This is a genomic window from Xanthomonas sp. LF02-5, from assembly GCF_034105325.1.
Classification (GTDB): Bacteria; Pseudomonadota; Gammaproteobacteria; order Xanthomonadales; family Xanthomonadaceae; genus Xanthomonas_A; species Xanthomonas_A sontii.
In genome coordinates this window covers 184,027-205,456 of sequence record NZ_JAXGGF010000006.1, presented here as the reverse complement: position 1 = coordinate 205,456, position 21,430 = coordinate 184,027, and the positions used below count along the sequence as shown (strand labels likewise).

Genomic DNA, 21,430 nt, shown 5'->3' with positions numbered 1-21,430 from the left:
GCGTGCACGGTCATGCCGACAGCGTAGCGGTGCGCAGGTGATGCGCTTGCGAGTGCGGGTGGGAGGGGAGTGATCGAACGCTGGCGCTGCGCGATGCGCCACACGCCATGCGCGGCGCGCGCTCGCGTGTGGCGCAAGCATCGCCGTGGGTGAGCGGGTTCTCCAGCGCGTCGCGCGTCGCTCTCCATCCGGGTGCTGGTGCGTGCGGCCGTACCAGGTCGCCGGTGCGCTTGGCGATCGTTGGCGGCTGCGTGTGTCCGCGCCACGTGTCGCCTTGTCCGCTTCCACCGGCCGTCGCATGCCGTGCAGCGTGCGGATGCCGCGTGATCCCAGCCGCAAACGGCGGCGTACGCACTATCCTGTGCCGATGACCGATTCGCTCGCCGCTGCCTCCGCTTCTCCGACGACCGTCGCGCCACCGCGCATCGCACTGGTGTTCGGCGGCAGCGGCCAGATCGGTGAGCGCCTGCTGCACCGCCTGCTGGCCGACGGGTGGGAGGTGCACGCCTACTCCCGGCAGGCGCGCGCGGCGCATCCCGGCCTGCACTGGCATGCCGGCGAACTCAGTGCGCTGCAGGCGCCACCGGTGGCGGCGGAGGTGGTGTTCAGTTGCGGGCCGCTGGACGCTTTCGCCGACTGGTATCGGCGCGCCCCCGTCGCCGCTTCGCGCGTGGTCGCCTTCGGCTCCACCAGCCTGGAGGTCAAGCGCGACTCGCTGGACGCCGCCGAACGCGACGTCGCCCGGCGCCTGCGCGAGGCCGAAGCCATCGTGTTCGCGGTGGCCGCCGAACGCGGCGCGGCGGCGACGGTGTTGCGGCCGACCCTGGTCTACGGCGCCGGCCGCGACCGCACCCTCAGCGCGATCGCGGCACTGGCGCGGCGCACCGGCTGGTTCGTGCTGCCGCGCAGCGCCAGCGGCCTGCGCCAGCCGGTGCACGTGCAGGACCTGGCCGACGCGGCGCTGGCGGTGCTGGCGCACCCGGCCACGCACGGGCGCAGCTACGCCCTCGGTGGCGGCGAGACGCTCAGCTACCGTGAGATGGTGCGGCGGGTGCTGGCCGCGCTGCGGCCGCCGGCGCGGCTGCTATCGCTGCCACATGCGGCGTTCGCGTTGGCGCTGACGCTGGCCCACGCCTGCGGCCGCCTGCAGGGCATGAACCGCGCCGCGCTGCAGCGCATGCGCGAGGACCTGGCATTCGACCTGCAACCGGCGCAGCAGGATTTCGGCTACGCGCCGCGCGCCTTCGCGCCGGATGCGGCGATGTTGGGCCTGGAGGCCGGGGAGACGGCGAAGCAGGGCTGATGTCGTGTTGCGCGCACGGTCAAGCCTGCTGCGTGCGGCGCGAAGCGACCGCGATGGGTGCGGAAAAAAGCGCGGTAGGGGTCTCAGCCGCGCTCAGTAGCGCCAGTGCATGCGCCGGTACAGCTTGGCCAGCACCCAGGCCGGGCCGATCAGCAGGTAGGTCAGATCGGTGAGGAAGCTGGGTCGGTGGCCTTCCAGCGCATGTCCGATGAACTGCGCGATCCAGGCCACCACGAACACGCCGATCGCCAGCCACAGCAGCCCCTGCAGGCCCAGGTGCGCCTCCAGCAGCCGGCACAGGCAGCCGCAGAAGAAGAACGCCGCCAGCATGCCGTAGCCCAGCGGGCGCGACAGGCGGTTGTAGTACATCCATGCCGCGAACATGCCCAGCGCCGCCCACAGCCCGCTCTGGAACCAGGTGCCGCCGACCGGGATGCACCACAGCAGGGCCACCACCGACCACAGGATCGCCGGCACTGCGACCACGTGGATGCGCTGGTTGGCGGCATTGCGGTGATCGTCGGAATAGCTGGCGAAATAGCGGTCGATCGGGCGCGCGTAGGCGGTGGTATCCATCTTCCCTCCCAGGAACCGCTCCAGCATAGCGCCATCGCCGGCGCGATGCGGAGACACCGGCGTGCGTGGGGCGAGGGACGTCGTGCGGTGCGGTTGCCGGCCACGCGCTCCGGCGGCGACCTGCGATGGCGTTTGGCGGTGCCTGCGGCTGGCGTCCTCGCTGCGCAGAGGGCGGCGAGATGCCGCAATGCTGGGGAACGCAGTGCCGGGGAAAAGAGCGATCGCGCCACACCGGCGCGATCGCTCCATCACGCCTGCACTCAGGCGCGCGCCATGCTCCTGTTCGTCTCCTGCTGCTGCTCGCGCTGCACCGTTTCCTGCTGCTGCGCGGACTGGCGGGCCAGCTGCGCGCTGGTCTGCTCCAGCGGCGGTGCCGGCTGCTGCAGGTCCACCACCGCACGGAAGCCCGGCGTGGTCCCGGCGACGAAGGCCTTGTCGTTGGCTACATTGACCTCCTTCAGCTTGTCGGGACTGTCGATCCCGGCCTGCTTGGCCTGCAGCGTGAGGTTGGCCACCGCCTCGTTCGAGAGCTTGGCGTGCGGCGGATTGGCCTTCTCGGCACCGCGATCGGCTTCCGTGCGCATCTTGTCGTACAGCGGCGTATCCGGATGCCCCGGCTCGCCCAGCTGCAGGCCTTTCGCCGGCTTGGCCTGGGCCTGCTCGGCGGCGGCCAGCCCGGCCCGGGTGTCGCGGCCGACGATGCCGTCCTGGGTGAGGCCGCGCTGTTTCTGGAAGGCGATGACCGCCTCGCGGGTGTGCTCGCCAAAGCGTCCATCCTCGGCCAACGCCTTGCCTTGCGCGTCTCGCACGCCCATGCGGTTGAGCTGACGCTGCAACGCTTCCACTTCATTGCCGCGCTCGCCCTGCTTGAGCAGACCATCGGCCATGGCGACACTCTTGGCGCCGTGGGTTTCTGCAGGTGCGGCGGATGCTTGCCGTGCAGGAACTTCGCCATTGCCATGCAATGGTGCACGAACCTGGAACTCCGGCTTGGGGGTCAACGCGCCCACGATGCGGGTGCCGCCTCCATCCCAGTAGCCGCCTGGGCTAATCGTGACCTCCGCCGGTCCGGTCCTGCCTTGCGAGCCGATGAACTGGATGTTTCCCGCCTCGTCGTACCCCTTGAAGATGCCGATGTGTTGCCCCTTCGGCGAAGAAAACAGCAGCAGATCGCCCTGGTGCAATGAGCCATTGGGTTTGCGTGCTTCCGCCGCGGAGGTGACATCGAAATGCTCGCGCGCATACGGTGTGACCTGCGAGCCATTGAAGAGCTTGGCGGTGGTGAATCCTGCGGCATTCTCGCCCGGTACGTCGTAGCCGGCGTTCTTGAGTCCGCGCCACACGAAGGCCGAACAATCCACGCCAAGGCGACCGTCGCCATCGCCATCGCGCTCCAGGCGGCTGCTGTCGCGCCCGGGCCTGGGATGGTCCGGACGACCGTATTCGTAGTGCCGGCCTTCGTTGAAGAAGTGCTGGTACGCCTCGTTGTAGACCGCCGCGCTGGGTCTATCGGATGTCGCGGGGGCAGGACTCGATGCAGCGGGCGTAGCTGGGGACGTCGGTTGCGCCACGGTCTGTGCCGTGGTCTGAGCGGGTGTTTGGACTGTGACCTCGCCCGCTCGCCAACCCTCAAAGCGCCTGATGCCGTCGGCCAGCGCTTCGCGCTCGCGCTCGCTCATCTGCGCAACCGTTTTATTACGCAGGTCCACGCCTTGGCGGTCGCCCTCCGTGAAAATGGTGGCGGCCTGTTCGCGATGATGCGTGGTGCCGCTGTAATCGGCCTTCGAGTAGCGCGGCAGCATCTGTTCGACCGTGTCGTTGCCGAAGCGTCGCTCCAGCAGTTGTATCTTGGCAGCACGGCCCGCCTCGTAGCTTTCAAAAACAGCATTGCCCCATTGGTCGAGACCCACGACGCCGCGATAGGTGCTCTGCGCTGACTGCAATGCCTCCTCGCGTGTACGCTGGCTGTTGGCTGTTTTGTCTGCGCTGCCAGCGAACTCGAACTTGAGGTTGCCGGGGTTGTTGTTACGCCACGACACCGATCCACCTGATCGGCTGACGGTACTTCCATCGTCCATCTCTACCGTGCGCGTGGTGCCGACGCTGCTGACGAGTCGAGTGATTTTGGGGTCCGACATACCTTGCTCTCCTTGCGAATGGACAAGCACGCGTGCTTGTGGGGACGGTTGCTACATTCCGTTTGAAAACACGTCCAGCGCGCTGGCGCTGACCCAGCCTTGCGCGCAGTTGCCAGCATAGCGACCCGGCGCGGCGACATGGCAGGCATCGCCGCTTGCACGGGAGGACCACTGGATCGGGCGGTCCCCATACTGCTGGCATAGCGCATTGCCCTTGCATTGCGCCACGCTGTCTGCCGGAATCGCGACGACGTAGTAGTACATAGGATTTTGGCCGGCGCGGGCGATGCCTTGGACACAAACGAGTTGCCCTTGCGAGAAAGTGGCCCTCGGTGCGGCATGGCTCCCCGTGGTCGGCACGACATTCAGCGCAGGCGTGCCCTTGGCGTTGGCAACGCCTGCGAAGAATCCCTGCGCGCCACAGTCTGCGGTCAGTTCGACGTCGTAGTAGTCGCCCGCGTCCAGATTGCCTGCCGTGCAGTTCCGTGCCGTCTTGCTGTCTTCGCATTGCACGCCGCTCGACTGCAGCAGTTGCTGTACTTCGTCGTTCGACGTGGCGTCCGCAACTGGGGCTGCGGCGGGAGGAGCTTTGGCGGGCGCGGGGTCGGTTGCGGCCACGGCGGCAGGGGCAGCGGATTGGCCGTTGCTGCATGCGCTCAGCGCGAGTAGCAACACCGAAACGGCAGGCCACACAACGCGATTGCTGAGGCGGCGGGAAGGACGGGACGAACGCATCTTTACCTCACGTGCGAGCAGGATCGCGGAAATGTAACGCTGGAGGGATACAGCTTGGTGAAGGAAATGAGGGCTGAGGGAGTGCCCGCGCCATGCGGCCAGAGCGCGTCGGTTACACGGCCTGATCGTCTACGCGAACCAGCGTCCAGCACGGCTTCTGCGCGAACTGGTAGACCTGCTGGTCGCTGGTATCGGGCGTGCGCACCAGGACCTGCCGGCCCTCGGCGTTCTGCGTCACCACGACCTCGCGCCCGCCCTTGCGGGCTGCCTCCAGGTTCGGGATCACCGGCCATTCGACCTCGGCCAGGGGCACGTTGCGGGTCACCGGCGCCGGTTCCGGCTGCGCGTCCGGGTCGATGTGGATCATCGTCAACGGGTTGGCGGTCGCCTTCTCCTGGACCGCGATGTCGGCGCTGAAGCGCTTGAGGAAGGCATCGAAATCGGCGTCCTGGCAACGCGGGGCGGCTGCGGCGGCTGCGGCGGGTGCGGTCTGCGCGGGCGCGCCAGCCGCCGCAGTGACCGTGGAGCCAGCCGGTTGCGCCTTGCACGCAACCAGGGCCGCGGCCAATGCCAGGGACATCAGAATGGGGCGTGCGGTAGCCAACGGATCTTCCTGATCGGGTCGGGCGGGCAATCGCCCCGCGGGCGGATGAGTTTAGTTCACCAGGATCATCATGTCGTGAAGTCGGGGCGGGGCATTGCCGCCATCGCTACAACTGACAATGCAAGGGCGGAAAGTAGCCCGAGCAACCCGCTATCAAACACCAGCACATCGCGACGGATCACAGCTGGTTCGCGAGGAACATCCATGACCATCTGCTCGTGAAGCGGGAGCGATTATCTCACGGGCCGCAAGGCGGCCGCCTTCCGCGACCACCCTCACGCGCCGGCGCCCGGCGCACGATCCACTCAGTCGACCGAAATCCCCGCCAGCCGCTGCAGCGCTTCGGCGTACTTGGCGCGGGTGCGGTCGATCACGTCCTGCGGCAGGCGCGGGCCGGGCGCGGTCTTGCCCCAGTCCAGCGTCTCCAGGTAGTCGCGCACGAACTGCTTGTCGTAGCTCGGCGGGCTGGTCCCGACCTCGTACTGGTCGGCCGGCCAGTAGCGCGAGGAGTCCGGGGTCAGCATCTCGTCCATGATGTACAGGCGGCCGTCGGCGTCGGTGCCGAACTCGAACTTGGTGTCGGCCAGCAGGATGCCGCGCTCGGCGGCGAAGTCGGCGGCGAAGCGGTAGATGCGCAGGGTGGCGTCGCGCACGCGCTCGGCCAGTTCGGCGCCCACGGTCTTGACCATGGCGTCGAAGTCGATGTTCTCGTCGTGATCGCCCACCGCGGCCTTGGTCGACGGGGTGAAGATCGGTTCGGCCAGCTTCTCGGCCTGGCGCAGGCCGTCGGGCAGTTCGATGCCGCTGACCTTGCCGGTGCGCTGGTAGTCCTTCCAGCCGCTGCCGATCAGGTAGCCACGGGCGATGGCTTCCACCGGCACCGGCTTGAGCTTGCGGGTCACCACCGCGCGCTTGGCGTACAGGGCCTTGTCCACGCCCTCGGGCAGCACCGCGGCCACGTCGATGCCGGTGAGGTGGTTGGGCATCAGGTGCTCGGTCTTCTTGAACCAGAAGTTGGAGACCTGGCACAGCATCTCGCCCTTGCCCGGGATCGGGTCGGGCAGCACCACGTCGAAGGCGGAGAGGCGGTCGGTGGCCACCATCAGCAGGTAGTCGCCGGGCGGCGCATCGGCCGGCAGGCGCTCGCGGGGAATATCGAACACGTCGCGGACTTTGCCGCGGTGGCGCAAGGGCAGGCCGGGCAGATCGGATTGCAACAGCGTGGTGGACACAGGCACTCCTACGGACTTCGCAATGGCGACCGTCCCGGGACCCGGCGGGCCCGCGGCGGACGGCGGGCCGCGTAGTGTACGGCCGGAATGCCCCGCTGTGCCGTAAAATGGCCGGCCCTGACGCCGCGCCCGCCCTTGCCCCATGCCCTGGTACGGAAAACTGCTCGGCGCCATCGCCGGGGCCCTGCTGCTGCGGCCCACGCCGGTGCTGGGCGCGTTGATCGGGCTGCTGATCGGGCACGCCTTCGACGCCGACTGGTTCAAGCTGTCCCAGCGCGAGGATCCCTACCGGGAACTCGGCCTGACCCGCGACGCCACCGACGCCGAGATCGAACTGGCCTATCGCCGGCTGATGTCCCAGTACCACCCCGACAAGGTCGCCAGCGCCAGCCCCGAGCTGCGCGCCCGCGCCGAGAAGAAGGCCAGCCAGCTCAACACCGCCTACGACCGTATCCGCACCCTGCGCAAGCGCTGAGATCCCGCCATGTCCGACTGCATCATCTCCCCGTCCATCCTGTCCGCCGATTTCGCCCGCCTCGGCGAGGAAGTGGATGCCGTGCTGCGCGCCGGCGCCGACTGGATCCACTTCGACGTGATGGACAACCATTACGTGCCGAACCTCACCATCGGCCCGATGGTCTGCCAGGCGCTGCGCAAGCACGGCGTCACCGCGCCGATCGACGTGCACCTGATGGTGGAGCCGGTGGACCGGCTGATCCCGGATTTCGCCGAGGCCGGCGCCAGCATCATCAGCTTCCATCCCGAGGCCAGCCGCCACGTGCACCGCAGCATCCAGCTGATCAAGTCGCACGGCTGCAAGGCCGGCCTGGTGCTCAACCCGGCCACCCCGGTGGACATCCTCGACTGGGTGCTGGACGACCTGGACCTGGTGCTGGTGATGTCGGTCAACCCGGGCTTCGGCGGCCAGGCCTTCATTCCCTCGGCGCTGGACAAGCTGCGCGCGATCCGCGCCCGCATCGACGCCAGCGGCAAGCCGATCCGGCTGGAGATCGACGGCGGGGTCAAGCCGGACAACATCGCCGCGATCGCCGCCGCTGGCGCCGACACCTTCGTCGCCGGCTCGGCCATCTTCAATGCGCCGGACTACGCCGAGGTGATCACGCAGATGCGCGCCGCGGTGGCGGGGCGCTGAGATGGCGGCGCTGCACATCCGCCCGGCGGTGGCCGACGATGCGGCGCTGATCCTGCGCCTGATCCGCGACCTGGCCCGCTACGAGCGCGCCGAGGACGCGGTGCAGACCGACGAGGCCGGCCTGCGCGCGACGCTGTTCGGCGCCGATGCCCGCGCGCAGGCACTGATCTGCGAGGCCGACGGCCAGCCGATCGGCTACGCGGTGTACTTCTACAACTACTCCACCTGGCTCGGCCGCAACGGCCTGTACCTGGAAGACCTGTACGTGGACCCGGCGCACCGCGGCGTGGGCGCCGGCAAGGCGCTGCTGCAGCACCTGGCGCGGCAGGCGGTGGCCGAGGGCTGCGGCCGCTTCGAATGGTCGGTGCTGGACTGGAACCAGCCGGCGATCGACTTCTACGAAGCGGTCGGCGCCCGCGCGCAGGACGAGTGGACCGTCTATCGCCTGCAGGGCGAGGCGCTGGCCAGGTTCGCGGCCGGCTGAGCGGCGTCGGACCGCCAAAAGAAAAGAACCGCACCGTCGCCGGTGCGGCCCCTGGGAGAGAAATCGGAGGCTGATCCTGCCTCCATCCGTCTTCCTTGCTATGGCCTTCCATGTTCCGGACGCACGGTGACGTGCGTATGACAGCGCACCCGCCTGGATTCACGCATCGCGCATGCCGCGCCCGTTAGCCTGGGCGCCTCACCCCGGGATGGTTCGCATGGCTGCAGCGCATTGGCGTCTGATCCTCAACGGCAAATCGGCCGGCGACGAGGCGTTGCGCGAGGCGGTCATGGCCATGCGTGCGCGCGGCGTGGCCCTGCAGGTGCGGGTGACCTGGGAGCAGGGCGATGCCGAGCGCTACGTGGCCGAAGCGGTGGCCGATGGTGCTGCGTGCATCGTCGCCGCCGGCGGCGACGGCACCCTCAGCGAGGTCGCCACGGCGCTGGCGCATCGCCAGGAACCGGGCGACGCGCTGCCGGCCCTGGGGCTGGTGGCGCTGGGCACGGCCAATGATTTCGCCACCGCGACCGGTATCCCGCTGCCGCCGCTGGAAGCACTGGAACTGATCGCCCGCACGCCGGCGCAGCCGATCGACCTGTTGCGCATCGAGGCCGAGCACGGCCCGCACTGGTGCGCCAATGTCGCCAGCGGCGGCTTCGGCACCCAGGTCACGGTGGAGACCGACGAAGGCCTGAAGAAGATGCTGGGCGGGCTGGCCTACCTGGTCACCGGCATGAGCCGGCTGGGCCGGATCGATCCGATCCGGGCCCGCTTCGAGGGGCCGGAGTTTGCCTGGGAAGGCGATTTCATCGCGCTCGGCCTGGGCAACGGCCGCCAGGCCGGCGGTGGCCAGGTGCTGTGCCCGGAGGCGCTGCTCGACGACGGCCTGCTCGACCTGACCCTGGTGCCCGAGCTGACCGGCGAGGTCGCCGCGACCCTGGGCACCCTGGTCACGTCCGGCAAGCAGGCCGCGCTGGAGCGGGTGGCGGTGCGCGCGCGCCTGCCGTGGCTGCGGATCGAAGCGGCGCAGCCGCTGACCCTGAATCTGGACGGCGAGCCGGAAACCTCGCGCCACTTCCGCATCGACTGCGTGCCCGGGCGCCTGCGCATGCATCTGCCGCCGGACTCGCCGCTGCTGCAGGCGCCAGAGCGCTAACCGCAGGTCGGGGCCAGCCCGAAGGCCGGCGCACATGTGGGAGGGACTTCAGTCCCGACGCGCTGTCCTTACCGATCTCCGCAACACCGCGCTCGGTCGCGCCGTGGCAGGACGAACACGACGGATCACGGATGGGTGCGATGCGCGCCGAACAGCGCGCCCGATGTCATGCGCCGCCCTCCTGCGGGAGGGACTTCAGTCCCGACGCGACGCCCTCGCCGACCACCTCCGCACCGCACTCGATCGGTCGCGTCTGCAACCGTTGCCAGTCGCCGCAGTTGCGGTAAAGTAGCCGCCGTGTCCAGTCTGACGACCCCGCGTTCCTTCACTTCCGCTCGCCGTGCGTGGCGATGGTGGCCTGCAGCCGTCGTCCGCCCTGTCACCGAGTCCCGGAAGGAAAGCCGTCTTGATTACCCGCGAGCAGTTCCAGCGCTACGCCGCTGAAGGTCACACCCGCATCCCCGTCGTCCGCGAAGTGCTGTCCGACCTGGACACGCCGCTGTCGGTCTATCTCAAGCTCGCCGACGCCCCGCATACCTACCTGTTCGAATCGGTCGAAGGCGGCGAACGCTTCGGGCGCTACTCGATCATCGGCCTGCCGGTGCGCCGCGTGTACACCTTCCGCGGGCACACCCTGGAGGTGCGCGACCATGGCGAGCTGATCGAGCGCCGCGAGGTCGCCGATCCCTTCGCCGAGGTCGAGGCGCTGCGCGCCCAGCATGTGGTGCCCAAGCTGGCGGGCGTGCCCGGCTTCACCGGCGGCCTGGTCGGCTGGTTCGGCTTCGAATGCATCGGTTATATCGAGCCGCGCCTGGCCGGTGCTGTGGCACGCGACGAACTGGACACCCCGGACATCCTGCTGATGCTGTCCGAGGAAGTGGCGGTCTTCGACAACCTCAAGGGCCGCCTGTACCTGATCGTGCATGCCGACCCGGCCGAAGCCGACGCCTGGGAGCGCGCGCAGGCACGCCTGGATGCGCTCACCACGACGTTGCGCCAGCCCGGCGCCGGCTACCCCGCGCCGCTGGCGCGCGACGTGCTGGACGAGAGCGACTTCGTCTCCGGGTTCACCCGCGAGGGCTTCGTCGCCGCGGTGGAGAAGTCCAAGGACTACATCCGCGCCGGCGACATCTTCCAGGTGGTGCTGAGCCAGCGCCTGAGCGTGCCGTTCACCGCGCGCCCGGTGGACGTGTACCGCGCGCTGCGTGCGCTGAACCCGTCGCCCTACATGTATTTCCTCGATGTCGGCGACACCCAGGTGGTCGGCTCCTCGCCGGAGATCCTGGTGCGGCTGGAGAACGGCCAGGTCACCGTGCGTCCGATCGCCGGCACCCGGCCGCGCGGCAAGACCCCGGAAGAGGACCAGGCACTGGAGGCGGAACTGCTCGCCGATCCGAAGGAGCGCGCCGAGCACCTGATGCTGATCGACCTGGGCCGCAACGATGCCGGCCGGGTCTCGCAGGCCGGCAGCGTCGCCGTCGGCGAGCGCTTCGTGATCGAACGCTACAGCCACGTCATGCACATCGTCAGCGAAGTCACCGGCCGCCTGCTGCCCGGCCTCAGCTACGCCGACGTGCTGCGCGCCACCTTCCCTGCCGGCACCGTCAGCGGCGCGCCGAAGATCCGCGCGCTGGAAGTCATTCGCGAGCTGGAGCCGATCAAGCGCAACGTCTACGCCGGTAGCATCGGCTACCTCGGCTGGCACGGCGACGCCGATACCGCCATCGCCATCCGCACCGCGGTGATCAAGCACGGCCGCCTGCACGTGCAGGCCGGCGCCGGCATCGTCTACGACTCCGATCCGCAGACCGAGTGGGACGAGACGATGAACAAGGGCCGCGCGCTGTTCCGTGCGGTCGCCGAAGCGGCGAAGGGGTTGTGAGCGCCGCCACGCCGCGGATCGGCTTCCGCAACGACTACAGCGAAGGCGCGCATCCGCGCGTGCTGGCCGCGCTGGCCACCGCCAGCGCCGAGCAGAACGCCGGCTATGGCCTGGACCGGCACAGCGCGCGCGCCGCGCAGCTGCTCCGTGCCGAGATCGGCTGCGCCGACGCCGACGTGCACCTGCTGGTGGGCGGCACCCAGACCAACCTCACCGCCATCGCCGCGTTCCTGCGCCCGCACCAGGCGGTGATCGCCGCGGCCTGCGGCCACATCGCCACCCACGAGACCGGCGCGATCGAGGCCACCGGCCACAAGGTGCTCACCGTGGGCGCGGCCGACGGCCGGCTCACGCCGGAGCGGATCGCGCCGCTGCTGGCCGAGCACGGCAACGAGCACGTGGTGCAGCCGCGGCTGGTCTACGTGTCCAACACCACCGAGGTCGGCACGATTTACCGCAAGCACGAACTGCAGGCCTTGCGCGCGTTCTGCGACGCGCATGGCCTGCTGCTGTTCCTGGACGGCGCGCGCATCGGCAGCGCGCTCACCGCCCAGGGCAACGATCTGCGCATGGCCGACGTCGCCGCGCTGACCGACGCGTTCTACATCGGCGGCACCAAGAATGGTGCCTTGCTGGGCGAGGCGCTGGTGATCCTCAACCCGGTGTTGAAAGCGGATTTCCGCTACCTGCTCAAGCAGCGCGGCGCGCTGCTGGCCAAGGGCATGGTGCTGGGCACGCAGTTCGCCGCGCTGTTCGAGGACGGGCTGTTCTACGAACTGTCCGCGCATGCCAACCGCATGGCCGCGCGGCTGCGCGAGGGACTGGCCGCGGCCGGCGCGGAGTTCGCCTCGGACTCGCCGACCAACCAACTGTTCGTGATCCTGCCTGCCGCCGCGGTCGAGACGCTGGCACAGCGCTACGACTTCGAGCGCTGGCAGGTGCTGGGCGACGGCCGTTGGGTGATCCGCTTCGTGACGTCGTGGGCGACGCAGGCCGATGCGATCGACACGTTGATCGCGGATTTCGCCGCGCTGATCCACTCCGGCACGCCGCGTGCGGCCGGCTGACATTCCGCCAAGGAGAGGAAGATGAAAATCCGTACGCTTGTCGCCTGGGCCTTTGCCGCGGTGCTGGTCTTGCCGGCCGTCGCCAGCGCGCAGGTCAACAGCCTGCCGTCGCAGCCGCATTTGTTGGTGAAGGGCGAGGCGCAGCGCGAAGTGATTCCTGATCGGTTCAATATCAAATTGACGTTGGAAGCCGTCGACGTTGCGCCGGAAGTGGCACGCGCGCGGGTGCAGGAGGATGCGACCAGTGTTCTTTCGGCCTTCAAGCAACACCATGCTCTGAGCAACAGCGTACAGGCGTCCACCTTGTCGATCTCGCCGGAACGGCGCTACGAGAACGACCGCCAGGTGTTCAAGGGAACCAAGGTGCAACGCACGTTGTCCGCCGACTTTTCCGCACTCGACGATGTGCGCCAGTTTTTGGCAGGGTTGAAGACCAGCCAGTCTCTGCAGGTCTCCGCGATCACTCCCGCCTACAGCAAGGAAGCGGAGGTGCGCGCCGAACTCAAGCGCCAGGCAGTCGAGCAGACGCGCGTCTCGGCGCAAGAACTGGCACGCGCTTACGGGGTAGCGCTAGGCGGGCTGTACACGATTTCCACGGTCGCCCCCAACTTCGCCTACGGAATTCAGGCAGGCACCTGGCAAGGAGGACGAAGCCAGGCTGGTGGTGGCTTTGGCTACAGCCTGGATGCCATCCAGGTGACGGGCAACCGCGCTGCCGCAGCGCCATTGGCCGAATCCCTCGAAGCCGGCACCCTCACCCTCTCCGAAAACGTCTATGCGGTCTTCCTGATCGCGCAATGAGTCCTTCGCCATGCTGCTGATGCTGGATAACTACGACAGCTTTACCTACAACCTCGTGCAGTACCTGCAGGCGCTCGGCGCCGAGGTCAAGGTGGTGCGCAACGATGCGCTCAGCGTGGACGAGATCGAGCGCCTGGCGCCCGAGCGCATCGTCATCTCGCCAGGACCGTGCACGCCGAACGAGGCGGGTGTGTCGCTGCAACTGATCGAGCGGCTGGGCCAGCGCATCCCGATCCTGGGCGTGTGCCTGGGCCACCAGAGCATCGGCCAGGTCTACGGTGGGCAGGTGGTGCGTGCCGGCACCATCATGCACGGCAAGACTTCGCGCATCCGTCACGAAGGCCGCGGCGTGTTCGCCGGCCTGCCGGACCGCTACGAGGCCACCCGCTACCACTCGCTGGTGGTGGAGAAGACCACGCTGCCCGACTGCCTGGAAGTGACGGCCTGGACCGAACACGACGACGGCTCGGTGGAGGAGATCATGGGCCTGCGCCATCGCCAGTTCCCGGTCGAGGGCGTGCAGTTCCATCCCGAGTCCATCCTCACCGAGCATGGCCACGCCTTGCTGAAGAACTTCCTGGAGCGCTGAGCGCGCCGCGCGGGCCTCGCCCGCTTCCCGTCACTGCCGGACCCTGCCGATGCACGAGCGCACCGACGCCTTCCATTTCTACGAACCGGCCAACGGCCACGGCTTGCCGCACGACCCGTTCAACGCGATTGTGGGGCCGCGGCCGATCGGATGGATCGGTTCGCGCGGCGCCGACGGCATCGCCAACCTGGCGCCCTACAGCTTCTTCAACGCCTTCAACTACGTCCCGCCGATCGTCGGCTTCGCCAGCATCGGCTGGAAGGACAGCGTGCGTAACATCGAGGCCACGGGCGAGTTCACCTGGAACCTGGCCACGCGGCCGCTGGCCGAGGCGATGAACGCCAGTTCCGCCGCGGTGGCACCGGAGGTCGACGAGTTCGCGCTGGCCGGCCTGACCGCCGCGCCCTCGCGCCTGATCGGTGCGCCGCGGGTGGCCGCCAGCCCGGTCAGCTTCGAATGCCGGCTCAGCCAGCTGCTGCCGCTGCAAAGCGCACGCGGCGAGCCGATCCAGACCTGGCTGGTGCTGGGCGAGGTGGTCGGCGTGCACATCGCCGAGCACGCCCTGCAGGACGGCATCTACGACCCGGCCGCGGTCGCCACCCTGCTGCGCGCCGGTGGCCCGGCCGACTACTTCGAGGTGCTGGCGCAAGGGCGCCTGCGCATGTCGCGGCCGACGCAGGCGCGCTGAGCCCATCACATGCAAAACAGAAAAACAAAAAAACGCATCCAGTACTGGAATTCATTGTCCATGCTTGTCGCCTGCATCTCATTAAGTGGTTGCGGCAATGATCGCTTGCCCGCATCTGTGACTGGCTACAATCACATGAGCGATTGGAGCATCGAGAGATTTACAGTCGACGGCGCAAGTGGACCCAACCTTTCGCCTGAGGAAGGGGGTGGTGGGGGGTCATGTTGTGCGTCCATTCCAAGGCATTGGCATCCGGGAATGAAGGTCAAGATCCAATGGGCCTATGACACCACGCAAAATGGCCCGCAGCCCCCATCGCCGCAAGAAGCAATTGTTGATCTACCCCAATATCCAAGCCAAGGCGGGGATATTCAAGTGCATTTTTATCCAGGCCATAAAGTCAAGGTAGTCATTTCGGAATATGGCATTGGACATCCTCTTTACCCCATGAGCGAAGAAGATAAACGCCCCTGGGAAACCCGAAAAGATCTACTTCTTCCCCAGCTACGAGCAGCTCCTCTCCCATGACCATCACCCCCCAGCAAGCCCTGCAACGCACCATCGAGCACCGCGAGATCTTCCACGACGAGATGGTGGGGCTGATGCGGCAGATCATGCGCGGGGAGGTGTCGCCGATGATGACCGCGGCCATCCTCACCGGGCTGCGGGTCAAGAAGGAAACGGTCGGCGAGATCGCCGGTGCGGCGGTGGTGATGCGCGAGTTCTCGCGCACCGTGCCGGTCGTCGACCGTACCCACATGGTCGACATCGTCGGCACCGGCGGCGATGGCTCGCATACCTTCAACATCTCCACCTGCGCGATGTTCGTGGCCGCGGCGGCCGGCGCCAAGGTCGCCAAGCACGGCAACCGCAGCGTCTCCTCCAAGTCCGGCAGCGCCGATGCGCTGGAGGCGCTGGGCGCGGCGATCGAACTACAGCCCGAGCAGGTGGCGCAGGCGTTGGCGGCGACCGGCATCGGCTTCATGTACGCCCCGGTGCACCACCCGGCGATGAAGGTGGTGGCGCCGGTGCGGCGCGAGATGGGCGTGCGCACCATCTTCAACATCCTCGGCCCGCTGACCAACCCGGCCGGCGCGCCGAACATCCTGATGGGCGTGTTCCACTCCGACCTGGTCGGCATCCAGGCGCGCGTGCTGCAGGAACTGGGCGCCGAACGCGCGCTGGTGGTGTGGGGCCGCGACGACATGGACGAACTCTCGCTCGGCGCCGGCACCCTGGTCGGCGAACTGCGCGACGGCCAGGTCCGCGAGTACGAGGTGCACCCGGAGGATTTCGGCATCGCCATGTCGGCCAGCCGCAACCTCAAGGTCGCCGACGCCGCCGAATCGATGGCGATGCTGCGCGCCGTGCTCGACAACGTGCCCGGCCCGGCCCTGGACATCGTCGCCTTCAACGCCGGCGCGGCGCTGTACGTGGCCGGCCTGGCCGAGGACATCGGTGCCGGCATCGCCCTGGCGCGTGCGGCCATCGCCGATGGGCGTGCGCGGGCCAAGCTGGAGGCGTATGTGGCGTGTACGCAGGGTCTGGTCGGGGCCCGGGACCCGGGACCCGGGACCCGCTAAGCGCAGGGCGTCGCCGATCTGCGGCCCCTCGTCTCGACTCGGGCATGTCGTCGGTTGCACTACTTGCATGGCGGCCCAGGCTGTTGCGGGTCCCGGGTCCCGGGTCCCTTCTTTACCCCACATCGCCGATAATCCGGCCATCCCCCAGGATTCCCACCGCATGAGCAGCGACATTCTCCGCACCATCCTCGCGCGCAAGGCCGACGAGATCGCCGAGCGCAGCGCGCGCGTGCCGCTGGCCGAGCTGGTCGCCCGCGCGGAGGTCATGCCGCCCACCCGCGGCTTCGCCCGCGCGTTGCAGGCGGCCATCGCCAACGGCGACCCGGCGGTGATTGCCGAGGTCAAGAAGGCCAGCCCGTCCAAGGGCGTGATCCGCCCGGACTTCCACCCGGCCGACATCGCGGTCAGCTACGAGTTCGGCGGCGCGGCCTGCCTGTCGGTGCTGACCGACGAGGATTTCTTCCAGGGCCACGACCGCTATCTGCAGCAGGCGCGCGACGCCTGCACCCTGCCAGTGCTGCGCAAGGACTTCACCATCGATCCGTACCAGGTGTACGAGGCGCGCACGCTCGGCGCCGACTGCATCCTGCTGATCGTGGCCGCGCTGGACGACCTGCAACTGGCCGAGCTGTCGTCGCTGGCCCTGCAGCTGGGCATGGACGTGTTGGTGGAAGTGCACGACATCGACGAACTGGAACGCGCGCTGCAGGTGCCGGCGCCGCTGATCGGCATCAACAACCGCAACCTGCGCACCTTCGAGGTGTCGCTGCAGACCACCCTGTCGATGCAGAACGCGGTGCCGCGCGACCGCCTGCTGGTCACCGAAAGCGGCATCCTCGGCCCGGACGATGTGGCGCTGATGCGCGGCGCCGGCGTGCACGCGTTCCTGGTCGGCGAGGCGTTCATGCGCGCCGAGGAACCGGGCGAGGCGCTGCGCCAGCTGTTCTTCGCGGCATGAGCGGGCAGGACGCCAGCCCGTATCCGCTGCCGCGCGCCGATGCGCCGCTGGTGGTATTCGATTTCGACCACACCCTGTACGACGGCGATTCCGGCAGCCACCTGTTCGCCTGGCTGATCAAGCGCAATCCGCTGCGCCTGGCCGCCGCGGTGCTGGCCACCCCGTTGCTGGGGCCGCTGGTGGCGATGCTGCCGACCCGCCGCACCGGCATTTCCGGCTACGTCTGGATCGCCAGCTTCGGCCTGCGCCGCGCCCGCGAGTTCAACCGCATCATCGACCAGTACGTGCTGCAGCATCAGGCGCAGATCCGCCAGCGGCTGTTGCCGCAGGCGCTGGAGGTGTTCGCCCGGCACCGCGCCGCCGGCGATCGCGTGGTGGTCGCCACCGGCGCGCCGCCGGAACTGGCCCGCGCCATCCTCGGCTTCGTCGCGCACCAGGACGTGCCGGTGGTCGGCAGCCTGATCGGCCCGCGCCTGGGCGCGGTCACCGCCACGCGCCACTGCCACAACGAGGAAAAGATGCGCATGCTGCGCGAACTGGGCTACGGCGAGATCGCCATGGCCTATTCCGACAGCACCGCCGATCTGCCGCTGTTGCAGGCCGCGGCCGCGCCGGTGGTGGTCAATCCCAAGCACGGCGCGGTGGCGGTGTTCCGCCGGCTGCTGCCGTCCGGCACGCCGATCCTCAACTGGGGCTGCCGCGACCGCGCCGGCGACGCTGGCGGTTCCCTCTAGGGCGCGCCGCGGCGGGGAAGGCCGGCGTCAGCCGCCGGCAGACCCGCGGTAAGCGCTGTCGCTGCCCACAAGCGCATGGTGCAGCGGCGCGACCCATTGCCCGCGGTCGATGTCGTAGGCGCCGAAGCTGCCCTCGAACTCCCAATACGCCCAGGCGAAATGGCGTTTCTCGGCGGCGTTGACCACCGCCACCGTCCAGGCCAGGCGATCGGCCGGCGGCGCCTGCTCGTAGGCACCGAACTCGCCCAGCAGTACCTGCCGGTGATGCGCCTTGGCCCAGGCCGCGATGCGGTCGAACTCGCCGTAGAGCTTGGTCCGGTCGGCTGCGCTGCCCCAGCTCACGCCGGTGCGGTCGCGGATGTCCGCCGGGGCCCACGGCGCGCCCTGGTGGGTGAAGCGGAACGGATTGTAGTAGTGCACGGTGACCAGCAGGTGCGCATCGTCCTCGGGCAGGCGCAGGCTGTCGAGCGCGGTGAAGGAATTGCTGTTGCCCGGGCCCACCACCACCGTGCGGGTCGGGTTGTCGCGGCGGATGATCTGCAGCGCATCGTGCAGCAGGTCGTTCCACACCGCGCTGGTCATCTGGCCGTTGGGCTCGTTGAGGATCTCGAACAGCACCGACGGCGGCGCATGGCGGTAGCGCGGGGCGACCTGGCTCCAGAACGCCAGCAACTTGGTCCGGCACAGCGCGGCATCGGCGGCGCAGGGGTGGAAGTCGTGTTCGTCCAGGATCACGTTCAGGCCGGCCGCGGTGGCCTGGTCGACCACCGTGTCCAGCGTCTTCAGCCAGGTCGGGTCGAGCCGGTTGTCCGCGTCCATGTGTGCGAACGCCTGCAGGTTGACCCGCACCGTGCGGAAGCCGCCGTCGCGGATCGTGCGGTACAGCGGCGGGCGGAAACGCGCCTTCGCCGGGTCGTTCCACAGCGGGTCGTAGCCGAGGATGTTGACCCCGCGCCCGAGCCGGGCGAAAGCGTCGTCGGCCTGCGCGCGCGGCGCCGGCAGCACCAGGCACAGCAAGGCCAGGAAGAGCGGAAGGGCACGGCGCATGGCGGTTTCGCGGGGCAGGGGAGAGGCGAGACGCGCGGCCATCGGCGGCGGCGTCCCGGCCGCGATCATCGCGCGGCCCACCCCGGCAAAAGCGAACGCGGCCTGACCGCAGATCGGGTCACCAGCGCAACGGCTTCAGCGCCGCGGAGACCGCCTTTGCGAATCCCCAATCCCGACTCCCAAATCCCGGGCCTCACCCCAACCACCGATACAACGCCCCGCCCACCTGATACAGGCTGATGCCCAGCACCAGCAGGCCCACCGCCACCAGCACCCAGCGCTCGCGCACGCGCTTGACCAGCAGCGCCGCCAGCGGCGCGGCGAGCATGCCGCCGACCAGCAGGCCGAGCACGATGTCCAGGTGCTGCACGCCCATGGTCAGCAGAAAGGTCAGCGAGATCGACAGCGTCACCAGGAACTCGGCGGCGTTGACCGTGCCGATGGTGGTGCGGGCCTGGCCGCCGTGGGCGAGCAGGGTCGAGGTCGCCACCGGGCCCCAGCCGCCACCGCCGCTGGCGTCCAGCAGGCCGGCGACGAAACCCAGCAGCGGCACCCGCCGCACCTCGCGGCGCGGCAGCGCACGGCCGGCCGCGCGCAGCAGGATCAGCACCGCCAGGGCCAGCAGATACAGATAGACGAAGGGGCGGATCAGCTCGCCCGGCAACTGGGTCAGCACGTAGGCGCCGGCGACCCCGCCGACCATGCCCGGCAGCGCCAGGCGCAGGAACAGCCGCTTGTCGACGTTGCCCAGGGCCAGGTGCGACAGGCCCGAGGCGCCGGTGGTGAACACCTCGGCGCTGTGCACGCTGGCGCTGACCACCGCCGGCGGCAGGCCCAGGCTCAGCAGGACCGAGGACGAAACCAGGCCGAAAGCCATGCCCAGCGCGCCGTCCACCAGCTGGGCGGCCAGGCCGACCAGCACGAACCAGTAGAAGGTCTCGCTCAGCACCATCGTGCCGGGCCTATCGACCCATGGCGGTCAGCGCGCGCCGTACAGCACCACGGTCTTGCCGCGGGCGTGCAGGATGCCGTCGACCTGCAGCTTCTTCAGCACGCGGCCGGCCATCTCGCGCGAGCAGCCGACCAGTCGCGCCAGTTCCTGCCGCGACACGCGCAACTGCATGCCCTGCGGGTGGCTCATCGCCTCCGGCTCCTGGGCCAGGTCGTGCAGGGTGCGCACGATGCGGTCGGTCACGTCCAGGAACGCCAGGCGGCTGGCCTTGCGCGAGGTGTCCAGCAGGCGCTTGGACAGCTGCACGCCGATCGCGTACAGCACCCGTGGCGCATCGGACGACAGCGAGCCCAGGAACAGCTGGTGCAGGCGCTCGTAGCTGATCTCGGCCAGTTCGCAGGGCGTGCGGGTGCGCAGGATCACCTCGCGCTGGTCGGACTCGATGAACAGGCCCATCTCGCCGACGAACTCGCCGCTGCCGAAATAGCCCAGCACCAACTCGCGGTCGTCATCTTCCTCGGCGATGATGCTGACCGAGCCGCTGACCACGTAGTACAGGGTGCCGGCCGGATCGCCTGGCCTGAACACGTCCGTCCGCGCCGGATAGCGGCGACGGTGGCTGTGGGCCAGGAAGCGGTCGATGGTGGCGGTGTCCAACGTCAAAGGACTTGGAGCGATGCGCACAGGTGCTGCAGTGGATGTGTTTCCGGGGCTCATGGCGGCTTCGCTACGGCGTAATTCCCGAAGCTTAACGGGACGCGTTCGCGGCGGCAAACAAGAGACGGACGCCACGTTTCGCAGCGCGGCCATTTGGCTCATAATTGATTGGCTTTCCCCCCGACCCACTTCCAGAGGATCCACGCCGTGGTCAAGCCGTTGCCTCGCCTGAGGCTGCAAGGTTTCAACAACCTCACCAAGGCGTTGAGCTTCAACATCTACGACGTCTGCTACGCGATCTCCGAAGAGGAGCGCCAGCGCTACATCGAGTACATCGACGAGCAGTACGACGCCGATCGCCTGACCCAGATCCTCACCGATGTGGCCGAGATCATCGGCGCCAACATCCTCAACATCGCGCGCCAGGACTACGATCCGCAGGGCGCCTCGGTGACGATCCTGATCTCCGAGGAGCCGGTCATCGACAAGAAGGCGGCGGGCAAGGAGATCATTTCCGATGCCGTGGTCGCGCACATGGACAAGAGCCACATCACCGTCCATACCTACCCGGAAACCCATCCGCAGCACGGTATCGCCACGTTCCGCGCCGACATCGATGTCGCCACCTGCGGCGTGATTTCGCCGCTGAAGGCCCTCAATTACCTGATCGAGAGCCTGGAATCGGACATCGTGATCATGGATTACCGCGTGCGCGGCTTCACCCGCGACGTGAAGGGCAAGAAGCACTACATCGACCACAAGATCAACTCGATCCAGAACTTCCTGGCCAAGAACGTCAAGTCGCGCTACGAAATGTTCGACGTCAACGTCTATCAGGAGAACATCTTCCACACCAAGATGCACCTGAAGGACTTCGACCTGGACCAGTACCTGTTCGAGGAAAAGGCCAAGAATCTCTCGTTCAAGGAGCGCATGCGCATCGAGGCGCTGCTCAAGCGCGAGATCGAGGAGCTGTTCCACGGGCGCAACCTGTCCGAGTAAGCGCTCCACACCGGCGGGACGGCCCGCCCGCAGCACGCGCTGCGACCCCTGCCGACGGCGGCCCGATGTGCAGACATCGGGCCGTTTTC

General features: G+C 68.5%; 23 protein-coding genes. 15 read left to right on the top strand and 8 right to left on the bottom strand.

Annotated features, from left to right (window positions below):
• The first annotated feature begins 367 nt into the window (after window positions 1–367).
• Window positions 368–1,303: an NAD-dependent epimerase/dehydratase family protein gene (locus SLW52_RS16445; RefSeq protein WP_279362234.1), complete on the top strand. Its 936-nt coding sequence runs from the start codon at window positions 368–370 to the stop codon at window positions 1,301–1,303.
• A 93-nt stretch (window positions 1,304–1,396) separates the two neighbouring features.
• Here the strand turns inward: SLW52_RS16445 and SLW52_RS16440 are convergent, their stop codons facing one another.
• From SLW52_RS16440 to SLW52_RS16420, 5 genes are all read right to left on the bottom strand, one after another.
• A complete protein-coding gene (locus SLW52_RS16440) occupies window positions 1,397–1,879 on the bottom strand; it encodes an Mpo1-like protein (RefSeq protein ID WP_152236627.1) in 483 nt (160 codons plus the stop codon).
• A gap of 260 nt (window positions 1,880–2,139) precedes the next feature.
• Window positions 2,140–4,017 (bottom strand): peptidoglycan-binding protein, encoded by a 1,878-nt coding sequence (locus SLW52_RS16435; RefSeq protein ID WP_191091471.1) that lies wholly within the window; start codon window positions 4,015–4,017, stop codon window positions 2,140–2,142.
• A gap of 51 nt (window positions 4,018–4,068) precedes the next feature.
• The gene (locus SLW52_RS16430; RefSeq protein WP_267093047.1) at window positions 4,069–4,752 is read right to left on the bottom strand and encodes a hypothetical protein; all 684 of its coding nucleotides are present in this window, start codon (window positions 4,750–4,752) and stop codon (window positions 4,069–4,071) included.
• A gap of 112 nt (window positions 4,753–4,864) precedes the next feature.
• Window positions 4,865–5,332, bottom strand: coding sequence for a hypothetical protein (locus SLW52_RS16425; RefSeq protein WP_150410974.1), 468 nt, complete (start codon window positions 5,330–5,332; stop codon window positions 4,865–4,867).
• Window positions 5,333–5,661: 329 nt separating this feature from the next.
• Complete coding sequence (locus tag SLW52_RS16420; RefSeq protein WP_017910178.1) at window positions 5,662–6,588, bottom strand: phosphoribosylaminoimidazolesuccinocarboxamide synthase; 927 nt, start codon at window positions 6,586–6,588, stop codon at window positions 5,662–5,664.
• 142 nt (window positions 6,589–6,730) lie between these two features.
• On the opposite strand from SLW52_RS16420, the gene SLW52_RS16415 reads away from it, so the two are divergent.
• From SLW52_RS16415 to SLW52_RS16355, 13 genes are all read left to right on the top strand, one after another.
• Window positions 6,731–7,063: a DnaJ domain-containing protein gene (locus SLW52_RS16415; RefSeq protein ID WP_010341396.1), complete on the top strand. Its 333-nt coding sequence runs from the start codon at window positions 6,731–6,733 to the stop codon at window positions 7,061–7,063.
• A 9-nt stretch (window positions 7,064–7,072) separates the two neighbouring features.
• Window positions 7,073–7,741 carry a ribulose-phosphate 3-epimerase gene (rpe, locus tag SLW52_RS16410; protein WP_017910179.1) on the top strand — a complete coding sequence of 223 codons (669 nt, stop codon included), beginning with the start codon at window positions 7,073–7,075 and terminating at the stop codon, window positions 7,739–7,741.
• Between the two features lies 1 nt (window position 7,742).
• A complete protein-coding gene (locus tag SLW52_RS16405) occupies window positions 7,743–8,225 on the top strand; it encodes a GNAT family N-acetyltransferase (RefSeq protein WP_017913951.1) in 483 nt (160 codons plus the stop codon).
• Between the two features lie 217 nt (window positions 8,226–8,442).
• A complete protein-coding gene (yegS, locus tag SLW52_RS16400; protein ID WP_320740728.1) occupies window positions 8,443–9,381 on the top strand; it encodes a lipid kinase YegS in 939 nt (312 codons plus the stop codon).
• 406 nt (window positions 9,382–9,787) lie between these two features.
• Window positions 9,788–11,263: an anthranilate synthase component I gene (gene trpE / locus SLW52_RS16395; RefSeq protein ID WP_150410978.1), complete on the top strand. Its 1,476-nt coding sequence runs from the start codon at window positions 9,788–9,790 to the stop codon at window positions 11,261–11,263.
• The gene (locus SLW52_RS16390; protein WP_320740727.1) at window positions 11,260–12,330 is read left to right on the top strand and encodes an aminotransferase class I/II-fold pyridoxal phosphate-dependent enzyme; all 1,071 of its coding nucleotides are present in this window, start codon (window positions 11,260–11,262) and stop codon (window positions 12,328–12,330) included. The genes trpE and SLW52_RS16390 overlap by 4 nt, the downstream gene beginning before the upstream one ends.
• 27 nt (window positions 12,331–12,357) lie before the next feature.
• Complete coding sequence (locus SLW52_RS16385) at window positions 12,358–13,131, top strand: SIMPL domain-containing protein (RefSeq protein WP_318526839.1); 774 nt, start codon at window positions 12,358–12,360, stop codon at window positions 13,129–13,131.
• A 10-nt stretch (window positions 13,132–13,141) separates the two neighbouring features.
• A complete protein-coding gene (locus SLW52_RS16380; protein ID WP_295931169.1) occupies window positions 13,142–13,720 on the top strand; it encodes an aminodeoxychorismate/anthranilate synthase component II in 579 nt (192 codons plus the stop codon).
• A 49-nt stretch (window positions 13,721–13,769) separates the two neighbouring features.
• Entirely contained in the window at window positions 13,770–14,408 is a 639-nt protein-coding gene (locus SLW52_RS16375) for a flavin reductase family protein (RefSeq protein ID WP_295931167.1), read from the top strand.
• A gap of 9 nt (window positions 14,409–14,417) precedes the next feature.
• Window positions 14,418–14,936: a DUF3304 domain-containing protein gene (locus SLW52_RS16370; protein ID WP_152246495.1), complete on the top strand. Its 519-nt coding sequence runs from the start codon at window positions 14,418–14,420 to the stop codon at window positions 14,934–14,936.
• On the top strand, window positions 14,933–15,991 hold the full coding sequence (gene trpD, locus SLW52_RS16365) for an anthranilate phosphoribosyltransferase (RefSeq protein WP_295931165.1): 1,059 nt from the start codon (window positions 14,933–14,935) through the stop codon (window positions 15,989–15,991). The genes SLW52_RS16370 and trpD overlap by 4 nt, the downstream gene beginning before the upstream one ends.
• Window positions 15,992–16,151: 160 nt before the next feature.
• A complete protein-coding gene (gene trpC / locus SLW52_RS16360) occupies window positions 16,152–16,949 on the top strand; it encodes an indole-3-glycerol phosphate synthase TrpC (RefSeq protein ID WP_295931161.1) in 798 nt (265 codons plus the stop codon).
• Complete coding sequence (locus SLW52_RS16355) at window positions 16,946–17,683, top strand: haloacid dehalogenase-like hydrolase (RefSeq protein ID WP_295931159.1); 738 nt, start codon at window positions 16,946–16,948, stop codon at window positions 17,681–17,683. The genes trpC and SLW52_RS16355 overlap by 4 nt, the downstream gene beginning before the upstream one ends.
• 27 nt (window positions 17,684–17,710) lie before the next feature.
• Here SLW52_RS16355 and SLW52_RS16350 read toward each other — a convergent pair whose 3' ends face one another.
• The 3 genes from SLW52_RS16350 to crp all read right to left on the bottom strand — a co-directional run bounded on the left by SLW52_RS16350 (window position 17,711) and on the right by crp (window position 20,399).
• The gene (locus tag SLW52_RS16350) at window positions 17,711–18,730 is read right to left on the bottom strand and encodes a glycoside hydrolase family 5 protein (protein WP_320740722.1); all 1,020 of its coding nucleotides are present in this window, start codon (window positions 18,728–18,730) and stop codon (window positions 17,711–17,713) included.
• 193 nt (window positions 18,731–18,923) lie between these two features.
• Window positions 18,924–19,682 (bottom strand): sulfite exporter TauE/SafE family protein, encoded by a 759-nt coding sequence (locus SLW52_RS16345; RefSeq protein WP_017913961.1) that lies wholly within the window; start codon window positions 19,680–19,682, stop codon window positions 18,924–18,926.
• Between the two features lie 27 nt (window positions 19,683–19,709).
• Entirely contained in the window at window positions 19,710–20,399 is a 690-nt protein-coding gene (gene crp, locus SLW52_RS16340; protein WP_010341415.1) for a cAMP-activated global transcriptional regulator CRP, read from the bottom strand.
• 147 nt (window positions 20,400–20,546) lie between these two features.
• Between crp and speD the strand changes: the two genes are divergently transcribed.
• Window positions 20,547–21,341, top strand: a complete 795-nt coding sequence (gene speD, locus SLW52_RS16335) for an adenosylmethionine decarboxylase (RefSeq protein ID WP_017910332.1) — start codon at window positions 20,547–20,549, stop codon at window positions 21,339–21,341.
• Window positions 21,342–21,430 lie beyond the last annotated feature (89 nt).